A 19,480-nucleotide genomic window follows, 5' to 3' on the forward strand; every position below is an offset into this window, starting at 1 on the left:
GGCCGCGTACCGTGCCGACTAATGACGCGGGCGGCACGTCCGCCCATCGACAGAGAATGAGCGAAGGACCCATGCACCGTTCAGCCCCGCGACTCGCCCGAATACTCGCCTGCGCGACCGTACCGGTGGTGCTCGTCGCCGGCTGCTCCTCCGGCTCGGACAAGAAGGACGACAAGAACGCCGGTGGCTCAGCGAGACCCGGCTCGCCCAGCGCTTCTCCCACCGTCGCGGCAGCGAAGTTCAGCAAGCTGCCCGATGTGTGCTCCACGCTTTCCGGGAAGACGGTCGACGACCTCGTCCCCAAGGCGCAGAACAAGAAGGGCAAGGCCCTTCCCTCGGCCGACACGAATACGTCGGCCAGCTGCCTGTGGAGCGGCCTCGACAAGTTCGACTACCGCTCGCTGACCGTCTCCCTCAAGCTGTTCCGCTCCGACCCGGGGCTCGGCTCCGGCGACAAGCGCGCCGGGGAGTACGCCGCCCAGCAGGCGAGCAGGGCCGCCACCGCCGGCAAGGTGACCGACCCCAAGACCGAGAAGGTCGCGGGCATCGGCGACGAGGCGACCACGGTCAGCACCAAGGAGAAGAAGGACGGCGACGACTTCCGCGACCAGACGGTCGTGGTCCGCACCGCCAATGTCGTCATCACCCTCCAGTACGACGGCGCGGGCTATGAGACCGCCAAGGCCCCGGACGCGGCCGACCTGCTCAAGGACGCCAAGTCCGCGGCCAAGGAGGCCGTCGGCGCCATCGGTAAGGGCGCCAAGAGCGGCGCCTAAGTCGCCGACACGACCCCTTCCCGCCCCTGAGCCTTGACGTGTATGCGACGCTGATGCGGCTGTTGTTGAGGACGGGGAGGGGTCGCGGGTGGCCGCGATGCAACTGACACGGATGCACCGAATACTGGCCGGCGTGGTCGTGACCGGGGCGGTGGTGATCGCCGCGATCGGCTTCGCCGGTTCCTACGCCGCGGTGCGCGATCTCGCCCTCGACAAGGGCTTCGGCAAGTTCGCCAATGTCTTCCCGATCGGCATCGACGCGGGGATCGTGGTCCTGCTCGCGCTGGATCTGCTGCTCACCTGGATCCGCATCCCCTTCCCGCTGCTGCGCCAGACCGCGTGGCTGCTGACCGCGGCCACCATCGCCTTCAACGGCGCGGCCGCCTGGCCGGACCCGGTCGGCGTCGGCATGCACGGCGTGATCCCGATCCTGTTCGTCGTCTCCGTCGAGGCGGCACGGCACGCGGTCGGCCGGATCGCCGACATCACCGCCGACCGGCACATGGAGTCGGTCCGCATCGCCCGCTGGCTGCTCGCGCCGGTGCCCACCTTCCGGCTGTGGCGCCGGATGAAGCTGTGGGAGCTGCGCAGCTACGAGGAGGTCATCAGGCTGGAGCAGGACCGGCTGGTCTACCAGGCCCGGCTGCGGGCGCGCTACGGGCGGTCCTGGCGCCGTAAGGCGCCCGTGGAGTCCCTGATGCCGCTGCGGCTGGCGCGATACGGGGTGCCGCTGGCGGACACCGCCCCGGCGGGGCTCGCGGCGGCCGGTCTCGACCCGTCCACGGTGTCGGCGACCGCGCTCCCCTCGGGCCGGTCGGCCGCGGCGGACGAGACGGGGCCCAAGAACGCCTCCCTGGAGGCCCAGCCGGGCCCGTACGGCGCGCCGGGGGCCGCGGCGGACCTGGGCCCGCAGCAGCACCCCCAGCAGCCCCAGACGCAGGAGCTGCCGCTCTCGCTGCCCCTGCCGGTGTACCAGCAGCCCGCCGGGCAGGGCCATGACGGCCGGAACGCGGTGCCCTTCGACCCGGCGGCCGCCCACCCCGCGCCGGTCGAGCAGCAGCCCCAGCAGTTCCAGCACCCGCAGCAGGCACAGCAGCCGCAGCAGCTCCAGCCGCAGGACCAGCAGATCCCGGGCCAGGCGCCGCAGCCCGAGCAGCAGCCGCAGCAATTCCAGCAGCGTCAGCCCCAGCAGCCGCAGCAGCTCCAGCAACCCCAGCAGCCCCAGCTGACCGTGCCGGTCGGGCCCGGCGGCCGGGTGCGGCCGCTCGGCGGTGAGGGCGTGGGGAGCCATCAGGGCGTCTACGTACCGGAGCAGCGCGAGCCCGAGCGGTTCGCCTACGAGGAGCCGCAGCCGGAGCAGCAGCTGAACCAGCTGCCGGACGATGTGCCGCGCGAGGAGGTCTACTACGCGACCTTCCGCCAGTTCCTCGCCGACCACAGCCGGTACCCCTCCGCGTACCAGTTCGGGCAGCGGCTGCGGGAGACCTACGGCGTGACCGACCTCAGCAACAGCGAGCTGGCCGGGTATGTCGAGGACTTCAAGGAGCGCGTCCGCCTGGAGCGCGAGGCCATCCCGTAGCCGCCCCTGCCGCAAAGGCGGAACGCCGGGCGGCGGCCGTAAGGCCGGCCGCCCGGCGCCCGGAAGTCGCGGAGGTCAGGCCGCGAGCAGCTTGCGCACCCGGTCCGCCCCCACCGCCAGCAGCAGCGTGGGCAGCCGCGGGCCGGTGTCCCGACCGACCAGCAGGGTGTAGAGCAGCGCGAAGAACGACCGCTGGGCGACCTTCAGCTCCGGCGTCGGCTTGGCCTCCGGCGACAGCCCCGCCTGGATCTTGGGCACCCCGTAGACCAGCGTGGTGAGGCCGTCCAGCGACCAGTGGTCGTCCAGGCCGTCCAGCAGCAGCCGCAGCGACTCCCGCTCGGTGTCGCCCAGCGCGGCCAGCCGCTCCGTGTCCGGCTCGTCCCGGACCCGGGTGCGCTGATCGGCCGGGACCTGGGTGGTGATCCAGCGCTCGGCCTTGTCGAGCCGGGGCCGGGTCTCCTCCAGGGACTTCACGGGGTTGTCGGGGTCGAGCTCGCCGAGGATGCGCAGCGTCTGCTCGTCATGGCCGGTGGTGATGTCCACCACCGAGGCCAGCGTGCGGTACGGCAGCGGGCGCGGGGTGCTGGGCAGCTCGCCCGTGGCGGTGCGGGTCGCGCGGCGGTACGCGGCCGCGTCCGCGGGCTGGGCCGTGCCCTCGGTGATCTTCCGCTCCAGCGCGTCCCACTCGTCGTAGGTCCGCTGGATCTCCTGGTCGAAGGCGATCTTGAAGGACTGGTTGGGCCGGCGGCGGGCGTACAGCCAGCGCAGCAGCGGCGCCTCCATGATCTCCAGCGCGTCGGCCGGGGTGGGCACACCGCCCTTGGACGAGGACATCTTGGCCATGCCGCTGATGCCCACGAACGCGTACATCGGGCCGATGGGCTGCTCCCCGCCGAAGACCTCGCGGACGATCTGGCCGCCGACCACATAGGACGAGCCCGGCGAGGAGTGGTCCACGCCCGAGGGCTCGAAGACCACGCCCTCGTACGCCCAGCGCATCGGCCAGTCGACCTTCCAGACCAGCTTGCCGCGGTTGTGCTCGCTCAGCCGGACGGTCTCGCCGTGGCCGCACGCGCAGGTGTACGCCAGCTCGGTGGTCTCGTCGTCGTACGACGTCACCGTGGTCACATCGCGGTCGCAGACCGAGCAGTACGGCTTGTACGGGTAGTAACCCGCCGCGCCCGCGCTGCCGTCGTCCTCGGCGGCCGCGCCCGAGCCCTCGGCGGCGGCCAGCTCGGCCTCGTCCACCGGCTTCTGCTGCTGCTTGGGCTTCTTGGCGCCGGGCTTGTCCTTGGTGCGGTACCGGTCCAGGACGGCGTCGATCTCCCGGCGGTGGCGCATCGCGTGCAGGATCTGCTCCCGGTACGCCCCCGAGGTGTACATCTCGGTCTGGCTGATGGGGTGGAACTCGATGCCCATCTCCCGCAGCGCCTCGGCCATCGGTGCCTTGAAGTGCTCCGCCCAGTTCGGATACGGGGACCCGGGCGGGGCCGGGACCGAGGTGAGCGGCTTGCCGATGTGCTCGGACCAGGAGGGGTCGATCCCGGCCGGGACCTTGCGGTACCGGTCGTAGTCGTCCCAGGACAGGATGTGAACGCATTCGCGGCCCCGGCGCCGGATCTCGTCGGCGACCAGGTGCGGGGTCATGACCTCGCGCAGATTGCCGAGGTGGATCGGGCCGGACGGGCTGAGGCCCGAGGCGACGACGACAGGTTTGCCCGGGGCGCGGCGCTCCGCCTCGGCAATGACCTCGTCGGCGAATCGGGAGACCCAGTCGGTCTCGGTGCTCTGAGCCACGGTCGGCACTTCCTTCCTAGCGGGCATGGCACCGCCCATTGTCCCAGACGGAACAGGCCCCTCCGGATTCGCCCACAGGGCCCGCCGGGCGGGCCCGGGTTGTCCACACCGGGCGGGCCCGGGTTGTCCACAGGCCGGGGAAATCGTTGGACCCGCCGTGAAATACTGGGTTGTCCATACCACCACTATCGGAATGGCACTCCATGGCTTCGGTCCCTTCCCTCGCCGCTACGGTCCATCAGCGCGTCGCGGACGCCCTCTCGGCTGCCCTGCCGGAGGCCGGTTCCGCGGACCCGCTGCTGCGACGAAGCGACCGGGCCGACTTCCAGGCCAATGGGATGCTGGCGCTGGCCAAGCAGCTCAAGGGAAACCCCCGTGAGCTGGCCGGCAAGGTCGTGGCGCACCTTCCGGTCGCCGCCACCTCGGCCGACCCCGATCCGGTGATCGCCGATATCGAGGTCTCCGGCCCCGGCTTCCTCAACATCACGATCGCCGACTCCGCGATCACCGCGACCCTCGCCGCCCGCGCCGCCGACGACCGCCTCGGCGTGCCGTTCGCGCAGGCGCCCGGCACCACCGTGATCGACTACGCCCAGCCCAATGTGGCCAAGGAGATGCACGTCGGCCATCTGCGCTCGGCGGTGATCGGCGACGCGGTGGTGCGGATCCTGGAGTTCGCGGGCGAGAAGGTGATCCGCCGCCACCACATCGGCGACTGGGGCACCCAGTTCGGCATGCTCATCCAGTATCTGATCGAGCACCCGCACGAGCTGGACCACAAGGACGCCTCCTCCGGCGAGGAGGCCATGTCCAACCTGAACCGGCTCTACAAGGCCGCGCGTGCGCTCTTCGACTCCGACGCGGAGTTCAAGGAGCGGTCCCGGCGGCGGGTGGTGGAGCTCCAGGCGGGCGACGAGGAGACCGTCGCCCTGTGGCGGAAGTTCGTGGACGAGTCGAAGATCTACTTCTACTCGGTCTTCGACAAGCTGGACATCGAGATCCATGACCCCGATGTGGTCGGCGAGTCGGGTTACAACGACATGCTGGCCGAGACCTGCCGGCTGCTGGAGGAGTCCGGTGTCGCCGTGCGCTCCGAGGGTGCGCTGTGCGTCTTCTTCGACGACATCAAGGGCCCCGAGGGCAATCCGGTGCCGCTGATCGTCCAGAAGTCCGACGGCGGCTTCGGGTACGCGGCCACCGACCTCTCCGCGATCCGCGACCGGGTGCAGCATCTGAAGGCCGACACCCTGCTGTATGTGGTGGACGCCCGGCAGTCGCTGCACTTCAAGATGGTCTTCGAGACCGCCCGCCGGATCGGCTGGCTCAATGACCAGGTGCACGCCGTGCAGCTCGCCTTCGGCACCGTCCTGGGCAAGGACGGCAAGCCGTTCAAGACCCGCGCGGGCGAGACGGTGCGGCTGGAGGACCTGCTGGACGAGGCCACCGAGCGGGCCGCGGCCGTGGTCCGGGAGAAGAGCGAGAAGCTCGGCCTCACCGAGGAGGAGGTCCTCGAGCGCGGTGCCCAGGTCGGCGTCGGCGCGGTGAAGTACGCGGATCTGTCCACCTCCGCCTCGCGGGACTACAAGTTCGACCTCGACCAGATGGTCTCGCTCAACGGGGACACCTCGGTCTACCTCCAGTACGCGTACGCCCGGATCCAGTCGATCCTGCGCCGCGCCGAGGAGGGGCAGCGGCCGCTGGCCCACCCGGAGCTTCCGCTGGCCCCGGCCGAGCGGGCGCTGGGCCTGCACCTCGACCAGTTCGGGGAGACGCTGCGCGAGGTGGCCGCCGGGTACGAGCCGCACAAGCTGGCCGGGTATCTCTACCAGCTGGCCTCGCTCTACACGACCTTCTACGACCAGTGCCCGGTGCTGAAGGCCGAGGGCGGCCCGGCCCAGGTGGAGAACCGCCTCTTCCTGTGCGACATCACGGCGCGCACGCTGGGGCAGGGCATGTCCCTGCTGGGCATCCGCACCCCCGAGCGCCTCTGAGCCACAGCATGTGAAGAGCCCCGCCCCGGGAAGCCGGGGCGGGGCTCTTCACGTACACCGTCAGCGTCACCGGCAGAGCACATCGCGCTTCGGCCGCTCACCGGTCAGCAGGAAGTCCGTCACCCTCCGGTCCGCGCAGCCGCTGCCGTTCGCCACATACGCCGCGCCATGCCCCATCGCGTCCACACCGACCATCCGGGCCCGGTCGCCAAAAGCGCGCCGGAGGCCCAGCGCCCCGCTGTACGGGGTGGCCACATCCCGCTTGTTCTGCACCAGCAGGACGTTCGACGGCCCCTGATCCGTGATCCGCACCGGCTTGTCCCGCGGCTCGTCATGCCAGAACGCGCATGGCGTGACGTTCACCGGCATGCCCGCGGTGAGCGGGTGGCTCTTACGGCTGGCGGCGACATCCCGCGCATAGCCGGGCAGGGAGGTGGGCCAGTCCACGTCGTTGCAGATGGTCGCGAGGGACACGGCCGCGGCGTCCTGAGGGGGGTCGGCCGGCGGATCGGCGGGCACCTTGCCCGCGTCCGCGTCGACGATCAGCCGGGCCAGACTCTCGAAGTCGTCCCGGGAGTACAGGGCGTCCAACATGCTCTGGCGCAGCGCGTTGCCGTTCAGCTCGGGCGGGTTGGCGCCGGGCCACGGCAGCGGCTTCGCGTCCAGCCGGGCGGCCAGGTCCAGGACCCGCCGCCGCACCCCGTCGGAGGTCTCCGCGAGCCGCACGGGGCTGTCGGGCGCGGAGGCCCAGCGGGCGAAGTCGGGAAAGGTGTCCTCGACGCCCACGGCGTAGTTGGCCAGCCAGCCGCGCTCCACCCGCTCCGGGTTCGGGTCGTCATTGCTGTCCAGCACCCAGCGGTCGGTGTGCTCGGGGAACATCTGCGCGTAGACGGAGCCCACATACGTCCCGTACGAGACGCCCCAGGCGGACAGCTTCCGCTCGCCGAGCGCCCGGCGGACGCTGTCGATGTCCCGCGCCTCGTTGACGGTGCTGATGGTGCGCAGCAGTTCGCCGCCGTTGCGGGCGCAGGTGTCGGCGATCCGGCGGCCGGTGGAGATGTTCCGCGTGATGTCCCCGCCGGGGGCGGGCCAGGGGCGGGAGGCGAGCAGCGACAGATCGGCCGGGTTCAGATCGCAGCCGGTGTGCGTGGACTTCCCCAGGCCGCGCGGGTCGAAGCTGACGATGTCGTACGCGTCCCGCACCGACTTCGGCAGCCGCTTGCCGAGCGTGCTGGGCCGGGCGAGGCCCGGCGATCCGGGGCCGCCCGGGATCAGCAGCAGGGTGCCCCGGCGGGCCTCCGGCCGCTCGCTGGGGATGCGGGAGACGGCGAGGGAGATCCGCTTGCCGCCGGGGTCGCGGTAGTCAAGCGGCACCTTGAGCGTGGCGCATTCCTGACGGGGGTCGAGCCCGGTGCCCTCGCAGGCGCCCCAGTCGGGCGCGGCGGCGGTCGGGTCGGCCGGCGGGTCCGGGGTCGCATTCGCGGACGCGACCCCGAGGAGGGAGGCGGTGGCGGCGGTGGCGAGGGCCAGTGCGGCGGTTCTGCCGGTCGTCGGTCTCATGTGCACAAGCCTTGTCGAACCGGCCCTCCCGCCCCATCCGGGCAACAGGCCGACCCGCTCGGGGGAAAACCCCCGGGCGACCGCCAGGAATGCCCCCGCGCACGTAGCATTCGGGACAGATTTCCCGGACCGGGACAACCTCTCACCGCCCCGGCCCGTCCAACCCCGTGAATCACCTGTCATCAACGGACAACGGATTATTGGGGGCTTGACCATGCGACGGTGGGGGACCGCACTCGCGGCGATGGCGCTCGCGGGCGGCGCGCTGGCGGCGACGGCGGGGACGGCCGGGGCCGTCACGCCGACCGCGGCCAAGGCGGCGACGACCTGTGAGACCGGCTGGGGCAGCGGCGAGAAGACGGCCCAGCCGGCGGGACACGCACCGCTGGGGAACATCAGGACGGGCCGGCACGCGTGCTACGACCGCATCGTGTTCGACGTGAAGGGGGCCATGGCCGCCGATCGCGTCGGCTACCGCGTGGGGTATGTGAACACCCTGTACCAGGACGGCTCGGGCGAGGAGATCCCGGTCCGCGGCGGCGCGATCCTGGACATCCATGTGTCCGCGCCGAGCTACGACCCGGGCAGCGGCGCGGAGTCGTACCCGGGGCGGGCGCGCAAGCCGCTGCCGGGGGTGGACATCTCCGGCTACCAGACCTTCCGGGACACCCGCTTCGGCGCCAGCTTCGAGGGTGAGACCCAGGTCGGCCTCGGGGTGCGGGCACGGCTGCCGTTCCGGGTCTTCCAGACCGACGGACATGTCGTGGTGGACGTGGCGCACTCCTGGAACGCGGTGCGCTGAGCACGGCGCCGGGGCCACGACAAGGGCCTGCCCCGCGACCCGATGGGTTCGCGGGGCAGGCCCCTCGCTGTCCTTACGGATGACGACTACCTGCTGAAGCCGTAGTCCATCAGCTTCTTCGCGTCCTTCGTGCGGGCGTCCACCGAGGTGGAGGCGAGGACGGTGCCGATCATCGTCTTACCGCTCCGGGTGGCGGCGAAGACCAGGCAGTACTTGGCCTCCGGACCCGAACCGGTCTTGACGCCGATGGTGCCCGAGTAGCTGCCCAGCAGATTGTTGGTGTTGGTCCACGACATGTAGCGGTAGCCGCCGCTCTTCGTGGTCACCTTCTGCTTGGTCGACTTCGTCTTCACGACCGAACGGAACGTGGAGTACTTCATCGCGCTGCTGGCCAGCTTGGTCAGATCGCGCGGCGTCGAGTAGTTGGCGCCGTGCCCGATGCCGTCGAACGAGTCGAAGTGGGTGTTCGTCAGCCCGAGGGACTTGGCGGTGGTGTTCATCTTGCCGATGAACGACTTCACCCGCGCGGCCCGGGTGGAACCGGTGCCGAACTTGTCCGCCAGCGCGTACGCCGCGTCACAGCCGGACGGCAGCATCAGCCCGTACAGCAGCTGGCGGACGGTGACCTTGTCGCCGACGATCAGCTTGGCCGAGGAGGCCCAGTTGTTGTCGACGATGTAGTCGCTGTACGCCTTCTGGACCGTGACCTTGGCGTCCAGGTTGAGGTTCGGCTGCGCGAGCACCACCCGGGCGGTCATGATCTTGGTGGTGGAGCCGGTGGACAGACGGGTGTCCGCGGCCTTGGTGAACAGGCTCTTCCCCGTGGCGTTGTTCATCACGAACCCGCCCTTGGCGGCGATCGTGGGACTTGCGGTCGTCGCGGCCTGCGCGGAGGCGGTGAACGCCCCCGCCGTCAGCACGGCTCCAGCGGTGATCGTGACCGCGGATACGCGACGTAGACCCTTCATGCCGGTTTTCAACGTGAATATCTCCAAATGCCCCTGGCCTGCGGCCGCATCACAGGGCCGCTCCCTGGTCAGACGTCCGAGAGGGCCCGATGGATGTGCCCTCTGCCGAGATTTCCTGGAAATTCCCCCGGGTGGCGCGCCCCGGGCGCCGGGGCGCGCGCCTGTGCGCCGGGGGCGTCAGGCCAGGTAGTGGATCGTGCCGTGCAGCGCGGGCTCGACGCCCTCGCAGTGCTGGGTGAAGGTGGCCGCGAGCGCGTCGATGTCGCCCGCCGCGTCGTGCGAGAGCTCGGTGATGGTGAACTCGCCGCGGCTCTCGTTGCAGCCGCCTCCCGTCACGGAGACGTCCAGCGTCGCCGTGCCGTCCATGCCCAGGCGCGTCGCCTGATAGGTCTTGCCGACCTCCACCGCCTCGCCGTCCGGCGCGGCCATCGTCACCGACCAGTACTGGCGTTTGCCGGTGACGCCGAAGTCGATATGGCCGACGCCGGTGCCCGCGATGGTGAAGAGGCTGGTGGAGCCGGTGTGGACGTCGGACCGGCCGCCGCCCAGCGGATCGCCCTCGTCGCTGGTGTAGCCGTACGACAGCGGATGGGCGTTGATCTTCACGGTGCCGTTGAGCGCGGGGGCGGCTTCCTGGCAGCGCTGGGTGAAGGTGGCATCCAGCATCGTGACCGCGCCGGAGGCGTCCGTCTCGATCTGGTCGATGGCGAACTGCCCGTACACCTCGTTGCAGCCGCGTCCGAGGCCCGAGACGTCCAGCCCGGGGGCGCGGCCGGTGCGGAATCCGGCGCGCTCGGCGTCGCGGTAGACGCCCGGGTGCAGGGTCTCGCCCTTCGGCGCGGCGAGTTCGATGGTCCAGGACCGCAGGGCGCCGGTGGAGACCTGGACGGTGAGGTACTCGGCGGTGCCGGTGGCCTTGAGGGTGTCGGCGGGCGCGGCGTACGACCCCGTCTCACCCCGGCCCACCCAGTCGCCGCGCTCGCTGGTGTACCTGAAGGAGGTACTGGCCTGCGGGGTGGTGTCCGCGGCGGGGGCCGCGTGAGCCGGGGCGGCGACGGCCCCGAGGAGTCCCGTCACCGCGATGAGGCCGGTGGCGGCGGACGAGACGATACGTCTCCATCTGGTGCGTGAGCGCACAAGCATTGCCTCTCTGCTGAGGAACGCGAAGGGAGCGAACGGCCTCAACCTAGCGCGGGCCTACGACAGTTGGCAGTCGACCACCGCCGCGTCGCCGTCTCCGGATAGCCTGCCTGGCGCACCGAACCCGACGTGCCGAAAGTGCCCGCCATGACTCCCCAGCACCTCCTTGAGCGCGCCCAGCGCCTGGCCGACGCAGGCGGCCGCCGTCTGCTCGGTATCGCCGGACCGCCCGGGGCCGGCAAGACCACCCTCGCCGAGCACCTGGCCGAAGCCCTCGGCGCCGACCGGGCCGTCCTGGTGCCCATGGACGGCTTCCACCTCGCCGACGCCGAGCTGCGCCGGCTCGGCCTGACCGGCCGCAAGGGCGCGCCGGAGACCTTCGACCCGTACGGCTACACCGCGCTGCTGCGGCGGCTGCGGGCGCCGCGCGCCGGGGAGGTCGTCTACGCGCCGGGGTTCGACCGCGAGCTCGAGCAGCCGGTGGCGGGCACCATCCCGGTGCCGCCGGAGGTCCCGCTGGTGATCACCGAGGGCAACTATCTGCTGCTGGACGAGGCGCCCTGGCTCCCGGTGCGCGAGCTGCTGGACGAGACCTGGTGGGTCGACCTGGACACCGAGGAGCGGGTGCGCCGGCTGATCGAGCGCCATGAGCGGTTCGGCAAGCCGCATGACGAGGCCGAGCGCTTCGTCCTCGCCTCCGACGAGGCCAACGCCCGGCTGGTGGCCCCCGGACGGGCGGCCGCCGACCTCGTGGTCAGGGGCCGGTGATACCGGCAGGCGTGGTCAGGGGCCAGTGATGACCGGCACGCTCGGCTCGGCAGCCGGGCCGGACGCGACAGGCGCGCGTCCGGCCCACAGAGCACGAGGGAGAACTACTCCCCGCGGTTCAGCCGCTGGGCCACCTCGGTCGCCCAGTAGGTGAGGATCATCCCCGCGCCCGCGCGCCGGACCGAGGTCAGCGTCTCCATGATGGCGCGGTCGCGGTCGATCCAGCCGTTGGCCGCGGCCGCCTCGACCATCGCGTACTCACCGGAGATCTGGTACGCGGCCACCGGCACGTCCACGGCGTCGGCGATCCGGCTCAGGATGTCCAGGTACGGCAGGGCCGGCTTGACCATGACCATGTCCGCGCCCTCGGCCAGGTCCAGCTCCAGCTCGCGCAGCGACTCACGGGCGTTGGCCGGGTCCTGCTGGTACGTCTTGCGGTCGCCCTTCAGCGAGGAGCCCACCGCCTCGCGGAACGGGCCGTAGAAGGCGGAGGCGTACTTCGCGGTGTAGGCGAGGATCGAGACGTCCTGGTGCCCGGCGCCGTCCAGGGCCTCGCGGACCACGCCGACCTGACCGTCCATCATGCCGCTGGGGCCCACCGTGTGGACGCCCGCGTCGGCCTGGGCGCGGGCCATCTCGGCGTAGCGCTCCAGGGTGGCGTCGTTGTCGATCCGGCCCTCGGCGTCCAGGACGCCGCAGTGACCGTGGTCGGTGTGCTCGTCCAGACAGAGGTCGGACATGATCACGAGGTCGTCGCCGACCTCGGCGCGCACATCGCGGATCGCCACCTGGAGGATCCCGTCCGGGTCCGTGCCGGGGGTGCCGACCGCGTCCTTCTTGGACTCCTCCGGCACCCCGAAGAGCATGATCCCGCCGAGCCCCGCGGCGACCGCCTCGGCCGCCGCCTTCCGCAGGGTGTCCCGGCTGTGCTGGACCACGCCCGGCATCGACTGGAGCGGCACCGGCTCGGTCACGCCCTCGCGGACGAACGCGGGCAGGATCAGCTCGGCCGGGTGCAGCCGGGTCTCCGCGACCATGCGCCGCATCGCGGGCGTGGTGCGCAGCCGACGCGGCCGCGTACCGGGGAAGCTGCCGTACGAGATGCTCAAGAGCGTGCCCTCCTTCGCGAACCGGGCCGTCGCTCGCTCGGGCGGGTGACCGGCTCCCCGGCCTCGAGCGCGGCCTGCCGCCGCGCCGCCCCGAAGTCCGCGAGCGCCTCGGCCAGCTTGAGCACCGAGGGCTCGGGCGACAGCACGTCCACCCGCAGCCCGTGCTCCTCCGCGGTCTTCGCGGTGGCCGGGCCGATACAGGCGATGACAGTGACATTGTGCGGCTTGCCCGCGATGCCGACGAGGTTCCGCACGGTGGACGACGAGGTGAAGAGCACCGCGTCGAACCCACCGCCCTTGATGGCCTCACGGGTCTCGGCCGGCGGCGGCGAGGCGCGCACCGTGCGGTACGCGGTCACGTCGTCAACCTCCCAGCCCAGCTCGATCAGCCCGGCGACCAGGGTCTCGGTGGCGATGTCGGCGCGCGGCAGGAACACCCGGTCGATCGGGTCGAACACCGGGTCGTACGGCGGCCAGTCCTCCAGCAGCCCGGCCGCGGACTGTTCACCGCTGGGCACCAGATCCGGCTTCACCCCGAACTCGATCAGCGACTTCGCGGTCTGCTCGCCCACCGCCGCGACCTTGATCCCGGCGAACGCGCGGGCGTCGAGCCCGTACTCCTCGAACTTCTCGCGCACCGCCTTGACCGCGTTGACCGAGGTGAAGGCGATCCACTCATAGCGCCCGGTGACCAGGCCCTTGACCGCGCGCTCCATCTGCTGCGGGGTGCGCGGCGGCTCCACGGCGATGGTCGGCACCTCACTGGGCACCGCGCCGTAGCCGCGCAGCTGATCGGAGAGCGAGGCGGCCTGCTCCTTGGTGCGCGGCACCAGGACCTTCCAGCCGAACAGCGGCTTGGACTCGAACCATGACAGCTGATCGCGCCGGCCGGCCGCGCTCTGCTCGCCGACCACGGCTATCACCGGCTGCGCGCCCTGCGGCGACGGCAGCACCTTCGCCGCCTTCAGCACCTGGGCGATGGTCCCGAGCGTCGCGGTCCAGGTCCGCTGGCGGGTGGTGGTGCCCGCGACGGTGACGGTGAGCGGGGTGTCCGGCTTGCGGCCCGCGGCCACCAGCTCGCCCGCGGCGGCGGCCACCGTCTCCAGGGTCGCGGAGACCACGGCGGTCGCGTCGGACGAGCCGATCTCGCTCCAGCAGCGCTCGTCGGCGCTCAGGGCGTCCACGAAGCGCACATCCGCGCTGTGGGCGTCCCGCAGCGGCACCCCCGCGTAGGCCGGCACGCCCACCGCGGCGGCCACACCGGGCACCACCTCGAAGACGATGCCCTCGGCCGCGCAGGCGAGCATCTCGTCGGCGGCGTATCCGTCGAGGCCGGGGTCGCCCGCGACCGCGCGCACGACCCGCTTGCCGCCGCGCGCGGCCGTCATGACAAGATTGGCACTGTCCCTGAGTACGGGGACGGTGGCGGTGGCTGATGACCCATCAGCGTCCGCCTGCTGCGGTGTGCCCTGAGCGTCCGCGGCCACGCCCGGCCTGACGTGCTTGCGCACCACGTCGAGCACTTGAGGGTCGGCGATCAACACGTCCGCGGTGGCGAGTGCCTCCACGGCGCGCAAGGTCAGCAGGCCCGGATCTCCGGGGCCCGCACCGAGGAAGGTGACGTGTCCGCAGCCGGGGTGATTCGGGGCGGTGGGGTTCAAAGTGCTCGCTCCCCCATAAGACCGGCCGCACCCTTGGCGAGCATCTCGGCGGCGAGTACGCAACCGAGGTCCGCGGCCTGACTGGGCGACGCGGGTACGGGACCGGTGGTGGACAGCTGCACCAGCGTCGTGCCGTCGAGCGTGCCGACGACGCCGCGCAGGCGCATTTCGGTGACAGCCTGACCGTCGCCCAACAGGTCGGCCAGCGCCCCCACGGGTGCGCTACAGCCGGCCTCCAGGGCGGCGAGCAGGGATCGCTCGGCGGTCACGGCGACCCGTGTGGACGGGTCGTCGAGCTCGGCGAGCCGGGCAGCGAGCGCCACGTTGGACGCGGCACACTCCACTGCCAGGGCCCCCTGGCCGGGGGCGGGCAAAACATGGTCGGCATCGAGCAGCTCGGTCGCCTCGCCGATCCGCCCCAGGCGGATCAGGCCGGCGGCGGCGAGCACCACGGCGTCCAGCCGTCCCGAGCGGACGTAGCCGATGCGGGTGTCGACATTGCCGCGTATCGGCACGGTGTCGATGTCGAGGCCGAAGGAGCGGGCCCACGCGTTCAGCTGGGCCGCGCGGCGCGGGGACCCGGTGCCTATCCGGGACCCCGGCGGAAGCTGGGCGAAGGTGAGCCCGTCCCGGGCGATCAGCGCGTCGCGCGGGTCCTCGCGGCGCGGGACCGCGGCCAGCGTCAGCCCCTCCGGCTCCGCGGTGGGAAGGTCCTTCAGCGAGTGCACGGCCAGGTCGATCTCGCCCCTGAGCAGCGCCTCGCGCAGCGCCGAGACGAAGACGCCGGCGCCGCCGATCTGGGCGAGGTGCTCCCGCGAGGTGTCGCCGAACGTGGTGATCTCGACAAGCTCGACGGGGCGCCCGGTGACCTCGCGGACCAGGTCCGCGACCAGGCCGGACTGGGCCATGGCGAGCGCGCTGCGGCGGGTGCCCAGGCGCAGCGGCTGAGCGCCGCCGGAGGCGGTGGGTGAGGGGGTGGCGTTCATGCCCGGCCTCCCTTCGGGTCGTTCGGTTCCGCGGCGCGGGCCGAGCCGTCGGCGCGGCTGACGGCGGCGACCGCCTGCGGGTCGAGGTCGAAGAGCTCCCGCAGCGCGTCCGCGTAACCGGCGCCGCCCGGAGTGCTCGCGAGCTGCTTGACCCGCACGGTGGGCGCGTGCAGCAGCTTGTCGACCACCCGGCGCACGGTCTGCGTGATCTCGGCCCGCTGCTTGTCGTCCAGATCGGGCAGTCGCCCGTCGAGGCGGGCGATCTCACTGGCGACGACGTCCGCCGCCATGGTACGCAGCGCGACCACCGTCGGGGTGATGTGCGCGGCGCGCTGGGCCGCCCCGAAGGCGGCCACCTCCTCGGAGACGATGGTCCGCACCTTGTCCACGTCGGCGGCCATCGCCCCGGCGGACGAGCCCGGCGCGCCGGACGGCTCGGCGGCCGCCTCGGCGAGGGACTCGATGTCGACCAGGTGCAGCCCCTCGATCCGGTGCGCCGCCGCGTCTATGTCGCGCGGCATCGCCAGGTCGAGCAGCGAGACGTCCGCCGCGGCGGGGTACGCCGCGGGCGGGCAGGCCGCGCGCTGGGCGAGCGCGGTGCGCAGCTCGGCGGCGGTCAGGACCAGCCCGGTCGCGCCCGTACAGGACACGACGATGTCGGCGTGCGGCAGCTCGGCGGAGACCCGGTCCCGGGGCACGGCGCGGGCCACCAGGCCCGCGCGCAACGTTTCCGCACTGGTTTCCGCACCGGTTTCCGTACCGGTTTCCGTACCGGTTTCCGCACTGGCGGAACCGTCCTCACCGGCGGGGATGATCGCGGCCGGGGTGGCGGCGTGCTGCTGGGCCAGGGACTCGGCCAGACGCAGCGCCCGCTCCAACGTCCTGTTGGCGATCACCAGTTCTGATACACCGGCGCGCGCGAGCGTCGCCGCGGCCAGCGAGGACATCGAACCGGCGCCGATCACCAGCGCGCGCCTGCCCCGGGCCCACTCCGCCACCGGCGCGCCCTGGGCCAGCTGCTCCAGGCCGAAGGTGACCAGCGACTGGCCCGCCCGGTCGATCCCGGTCTCGCTGTGGGCCCGCTTGCCGACCCGCAGCGCCTGCTGGAAGAGATCGTTCAGCAGCCGCCCCGCGGTGTGCAGCTCCTGCCCCAGCGCCAGCGCGTCCTTGATCTGGCCGAGGATCTGGCCCTCGCCCACGACCATCGAGTCCAGCCCGCAGGCCACCGAGAACAGGTGGTGGACGGCCCGGTCCTCGTAGTGGACGTAGAGGTACGGGGTGAGCTCGTCCAGCCCGACGCCGGTGTGCTGAGCGAGCAGCGTGGACAGCTCGGCGACCCCGGCGTGGAACTTGTCCACGTCGGCGTAGAGCTCGATGCGGTTGCAGGTGGCCAGCACCGCGGCCTCGGTGGCGGGCTCGGCGGCGAGGGTGTCCTGCACCAGCTTCGCCTGCTCGTCCCCCACCAGGGCGGCGCGCTCCAGCACGCTCACGGGCGCGCTGCGGTGGCTCAGTCCGACGACGAGGAGACTCATGCCGGCATCACGGCGGGCACATCCCCGTCAGGTCCTTGGCGGCCGCTGTCGGCGCCGGGAGCGCCAGGGGCGCCGGGGGCACCGGTGGGCGCTCGATGGGGCGTCACGGGCGGCGGTGGCACCGCCCCCGCGGCCTCCTCGGGGGCGCCGACCTCCTCGCCCGCCTTGCGCTGCTCGTGGAAGGCGAGGATCTGGAGCTCGATCGAGAGATCGACCTTGCGCACGTCCACCCCGTCCGGAACGGACAGCACGGTGGGCGCGAAGTTGAGGATCGAGGTGATCCCGGCGGCCACGAGCCGGTCGCAGACCTGCTGGGCCGCGCCCGCCGGGGTGGCGATCACGCCGATCGAGACGCCGTTGTCCGTGATGATCTTCTCGAGCTCGTCGGTGTGCTGCACCGGGATGCCCGCGACCGGCTTCCCGGCCATCGCGGGGTCGGCGTCGATCAGCGCGGCGACCCGGAAGCCCCGGGAGGCGAAGCCGCCGTAGTTGGCGAGCGCGGCGCCGAGGTTACCGATGCCGACGATCACAACCGGCCAGTCCTGGGTGAGCCCGAGCTCCCGCGAGATCTGGTAGACGAGGTACTCGACGTCGTAGCCGACACCGCGGGTGCCGTACGAACCGAGATAGGAGAAGTCCTTGCGCAGCTTGGCCGAATTGACGCCGGCCGCGGTGGCCAGCTCCTCCGAGGACACTGTGGGCACCGAGCGCTCGGAGAGAGCGGTCAGCGCACGCAGATACAGCGGTAGCCGGGCGACGGTGGCCTCGGGGATCCCTCGGCTGCGGGTCGCCGGTCGGTGAGTTCGGCCAGTTGCCACGGTGCTCCTGCGGGTAGAGCGAGGCTGCGGGCGGCCGGGTGTTTCATGACCGCCCCATCGACAGCAGGCTATGTCTTTGTGAACGCGTGCACAAAGATGGTGTCCGCTTTGTCCGTGCAAAGTGACCGGTGTCACGCGCCTTATCGAGCCAGCCGCGGAACCACTACCTGCGTCGCACCGTTCCCCGCGGGCACGCTCGCCCCGCTGGGCCGCCGACGGGAGCACAGGCCCTCACTCCTCACCTTTTTACCCCCGGACAGCAACAAAACGCCCACGATCGTAATCGACCGAGAGCCCACTTCCGAACCCGCCGGAACCGGCCCGGACTCATCGGAACCCGCCCGCCCGCGCGGGCGGGCACACGCGGGCGGGCACACTGGGGGCCATGAGCCCGTTGCTGCGCCGCACCCCGCGGAAGAAGCCCACCGAGCGCACGGTCACGCTGATCGGCAAGCCCGACTGCCATCTGTGCGAGAACGCCGAGGCCGTGGTCGAGGAGGTCTGCGGCGAGCTGGGCACCCCCTGGGAGAAGAAGGACATCACCCAGGACGAGGAGCTGTACCGCGCCTACTGGGAGCAGATCCCGGTGGTGCTGATCGACGGCGAGCAGCACGACTTCTGGCGGGTGAACCCCCAGCGGCTGCGCGCCGCGCTCGGCGGCTGATTCCGGCCGCCGGACCGGGGCCGTTCCGCCCTTGCGCGCCTCCCTTTCGCGTAACCTGAATCGGCCCGACACCCGGGCGTAACGGGATGCGCCGGAGCGCTGGCTATGCTCGCCCCATGGCCGCACTGGGATGGTTCACCCGACGTCGACAGCCCGCCACCGAGCGGAGTGTCCTCGCCGGAGAGGCATCGGCCGAGGCCGCGCGCAAGTCGTCGGCCGAGGCCCCCGCACCGCAGACCCCCGCCGAGCCGGAGTTCCCCGTCGTCGGCGACGAGCGGGCCGCCGCCTTCTTCGACCTGGACAACACGGTCATGCAGGGCGCCGCGCTCTTCCACTTCGGCCGCGGCCTCTACAAGCGGCACTTCTTCCGCAAGCGCGAACTCGCCCGCTTCGCCTGGCAGCAGGCCTGGTTCCGGATGGCCGGGGTCGAGGACCCGGCGCACATGGAGGACGTGCGCAGCAGCGCCCTGTCCATCGTCAAGGGCCACCGGGTCTCCGAGCTGATGTCGATCGGCGAGGAGATCTACGACGAGTACATGGCCGACCGCATCTGGCCCGGCACCCGGGCCCTCGCCCAGGCCCATCTGGACGCCGGGCAGCGGGTCTGGCTGGTGACCGCCGCGCCGGTCGAGACCGCGACGATCATCGCCCGGCGGCTGGGGCTGACCGGGGCGCTGGGCACGGTGGCCGAGTCGGTGGGCGGCATCTACACCGGCCGGCTGGTCGGCGAGCCGCTGCACGGCCCGGCCAAGGCCGAGGCCGTACGGGCGCTGGCGGGGGCCGAGGGGCTGGACCTGACCCGCTGCGCGGCCTACAGCGACTCCGCGAACGACATCCCGATGCTGTCGATCGTGGGCCATCCGTACGCGGTGAATCCGGACACACGGCTGCGCAGGCACGCCCGAGAGCACGGCTGGCGGCTGCGCGACTACCGCACCGGGCGTAAAGCGGCCAAGATCGGCATCCCGGCGGCGGCCGGGGTGGGCGCGGTGGCGGGCGGTACTGCGGCCGCCGTGGCCCTGCACCGCAGGCGCCGCTGACCACCGGCGGCTTCCGCTGACCGTCGGCGGCCGAGGCCCGCTCGCCCGCCTGGCGTCATCGCCGACCCCCTGCCTGACCTCCCGTTGAACCCCTTGCGGAGTGCCCCGTTCGGGCGGTGCTGACCGCCTTCGTACGACCGTGACCGAGGACGGTCAAGCCTGACCGCCGATCGCGCTCCGTGACGACGTGCCCATCGATGCACAGGGTCACCAACCGAACGCACCCGCCCTGTTTCGGTCATTCCGCGCTTCCTACCCCACAGCGCCCCCGCCAGTCCCCTTACCGCCG

At 72.0% G+C, this 19,480-nt stretch carries 16 protein-coding genes; 7 read left to right on the forward strand and 9 right to left on the reverse strand.

Annotated features, from left to right (window positions below):
• Positions 1-71: 71 nt before the first annotated feature.
• Both ACT2CW_RS25715 and ACT2CW_RS25720 read left to right on the forward strand, forming a co-directional pair.
• The gene (locus ACT2CW_RS25715) at positions 72-776 is read left to right on the forward strand and encodes a hypothetical protein (RefSeq protein WP_164433355.1); all 705 of its coding nucleotides are present in this window, start codon (positions 72-74) and stop codon (positions 774-776) included.
• 97 nt (positions 777-873) lie between these two features.
• Entirely contained in the window at positions 874-2,355 is a 1,482-nt protein-coding gene (locus ACT2CW_RS25720; protein WP_445518394.1) for a DUF2637 domain-containing protein, read from the forward strand.
• Between the two features lie 75 nt (positions 2,356-2,430).
• On the opposite strand, the gene lysS is transcribed toward ACT2CW_RS25720, so the two are convergent.
• Positions 2,431-4,179 carry a lysine--tRNA ligase gene (gene lysS / locus ACT2CW_RS25725; RefSeq protein ID WP_164433359.1) on the reverse strand — a complete coding sequence of 583 codons (1,749 nt, stop codon included), beginning with the start codon at positions 4,177-4,179 and terminating at the stop codon, positions 2,431-2,433.
• Positions 4,180-4,355: 176 nt separating this feature from the next.
• Between lysS and argS the strand changes: the two genes are divergently transcribed.
• Entirely contained in the window at positions 4,356-6,143 is a 1,788-nt protein-coding gene (argS, locus tag ACT2CW_RS25730) for an arginine--tRNA ligase (protein ID WP_445518395.1), read from the forward strand.
• Between the two features lie 66 nt (positions 6,144-6,209).
• On the opposite strand, the gene ACT2CW_RS25735 is transcribed toward argS, so the two are convergent.
• The gene (locus ACT2CW_RS25735) at positions 6,210-7,703 is read right to left on the reverse strand and encodes an alpha/beta hydrolase (protein WP_445518396.1); all 1,494 of its coding nucleotides are present in this window, start codon (positions 7,701-7,703) and stop codon (positions 6,210-6,212) included.
• A 214-nt stretch (positions 7,704-7,917) separates the two neighbouring features.
• On the opposite strand from ACT2CW_RS25735, the gene ACT2CW_RS25740 reads away from it, so the two are divergent.
• Complete coding sequence (locus ACT2CW_RS25740) at positions 7,918-8,505, forward strand: AMIN-like domain-containing (lipo)protein (protein ID WP_445518417.1); 588 nt, start codon at positions 7,918-7,920, stop codon at positions 8,503-8,505.
• Between the two features lie 86 nt (positions 8,506-8,591).
• On the opposite strand, the gene ACT2CW_RS25745 is transcribed toward ACT2CW_RS25740, so the two are convergent.
• Both ACT2CW_RS25745 and ACT2CW_RS25750 read right to left on the reverse strand, forming a co-directional pair.
• Positions 8,592-9,473 (reverse strand): D-alanyl-D-alanine carboxypeptidase family protein, encoded by an 882-nt coding sequence (locus tag ACT2CW_RS25745; RefSeq protein WP_051573346.1) that lies wholly within the window; start codon positions 9,471-9,473, stop codon positions 8,592-8,594.
• A gap of 177 nt (positions 9,474-9,650) precedes the next feature.
• Positions 9,651-10,550, reverse strand: a complete 900-nt coding sequence (locus tag ACT2CW_RS25750) for a hypothetical protein (protein WP_445518397.1) — start codon at positions 10,548-10,550, stop codon at positions 9,651-9,653.
• A gap of 210 nt (positions 10,551-10,760) precedes the next feature.
• Here ACT2CW_RS25750 and ACT2CW_RS25755 point away from each other — a divergent pair, with 210 nt between their 5' ends.
• A complete protein-coding gene (locus ACT2CW_RS25755; protein WP_414082258.1) occupies positions 10,761-11,381 on the forward strand; it encodes a nucleoside/nucleotide kinase family protein in 621 nt (206 codons plus the stop codon).
• Positions 11,382-11,485: 104 nt separating this feature from the next.
• Here ACT2CW_RS25755 and hemB read toward each other — a convergent pair whose 3' ends face one another.
• From hemB to ACT2CW_RS25780, 5 genes are read right to left on the reverse strand one after another with little or no spacing between them, the layout of a single operon-like run.
• Positions 11,486-12,490 (reverse strand): porphobilinogen synthase, encoded by a 1,005-nt coding sequence (gene hemB / locus ACT2CW_RS25760; protein WP_182467505.1) that lies wholly within the window; start codon positions 12,488-12,490, stop codon positions 11,486-11,488.
• Positions 12,487-14,151, reverse strand: coding sequence for a bifunctional uroporphyrinogen-III C-methyltransferase/uroporphyrinogen-III synthase (locus tag ACT2CW_RS25765; RefSeq protein ID WP_445518398.1), 1,665 nt, complete (start codon positions 14,149-14,151; stop codon positions 12,487-12,489). Before ACT2CW_RS25765 ends, hemB begins: the two co-directional genes overlap by 4 nt.
• Positions 14,148-15,137: a hydroxymethylbilane synthase gene (gene hemC, locus ACT2CW_RS25770; protein ID WP_445518399.1), complete on the reverse strand. Its 990-nt coding sequence runs from the start codon at positions 15,135-15,137 to the stop codon at positions 14,148-14,150. The genes ACT2CW_RS25765 and hemC overlap by 4 nt, the downstream gene beginning before the upstream one ends.
• Positions 15,134-16,669, reverse strand: coding sequence for a glutamyl-tRNA reductase (locus ACT2CW_RS25775; RefSeq protein WP_445518400.1), 1,536 nt, complete (start codon positions 16,667-16,669; stop codon positions 15,134-15,136). Before ACT2CW_RS25775 ends, hemC begins: the two co-directional genes overlap by 4 nt.
• Complete coding sequence (locus ACT2CW_RS25780; RefSeq protein WP_445518401.1) at positions 16,666-17,487, reverse strand: redox-sensing transcriptional repressor Rex; 822 nt, start codon at positions 17,485-17,487, stop codon at positions 16,666-16,668. Before ACT2CW_RS25780 ends, ACT2CW_RS25775 begins: the two co-directional genes overlap by 4 nt.
• A gap of 385 nt (positions 17,488-17,872) precedes the next feature.
• Between ACT2CW_RS25780 and ACT2CW_RS25785 the strand changes: the two genes are divergently transcribed.
• The gene (locus ACT2CW_RS25785) at positions 17,873-18,151 is read left to right on the forward strand and encodes a glutaredoxin family protein (RefSeq protein WP_037955290.1); all 279 of its coding nucleotides are present in this window, start codon (positions 17,873-17,875) and stop codon (positions 18,149-18,151) included.
• Positions 18,152-18,267: 116 nt separating this feature from the next.
• Positions 18,268-19,191, forward strand: coding sequence for an HAD family hydrolase (locus ACT2CW_RS25790; protein ID WP_445518402.1), 924 nt, complete (start codon positions 18,268-18,270; stop codon positions 19,189-19,191).
• Positions 19,192-19,480 lie beyond the last annotated feature (289 nt).

The organism is Streptomyces sp. NEAU-174 (assembly GCF_052665095.1).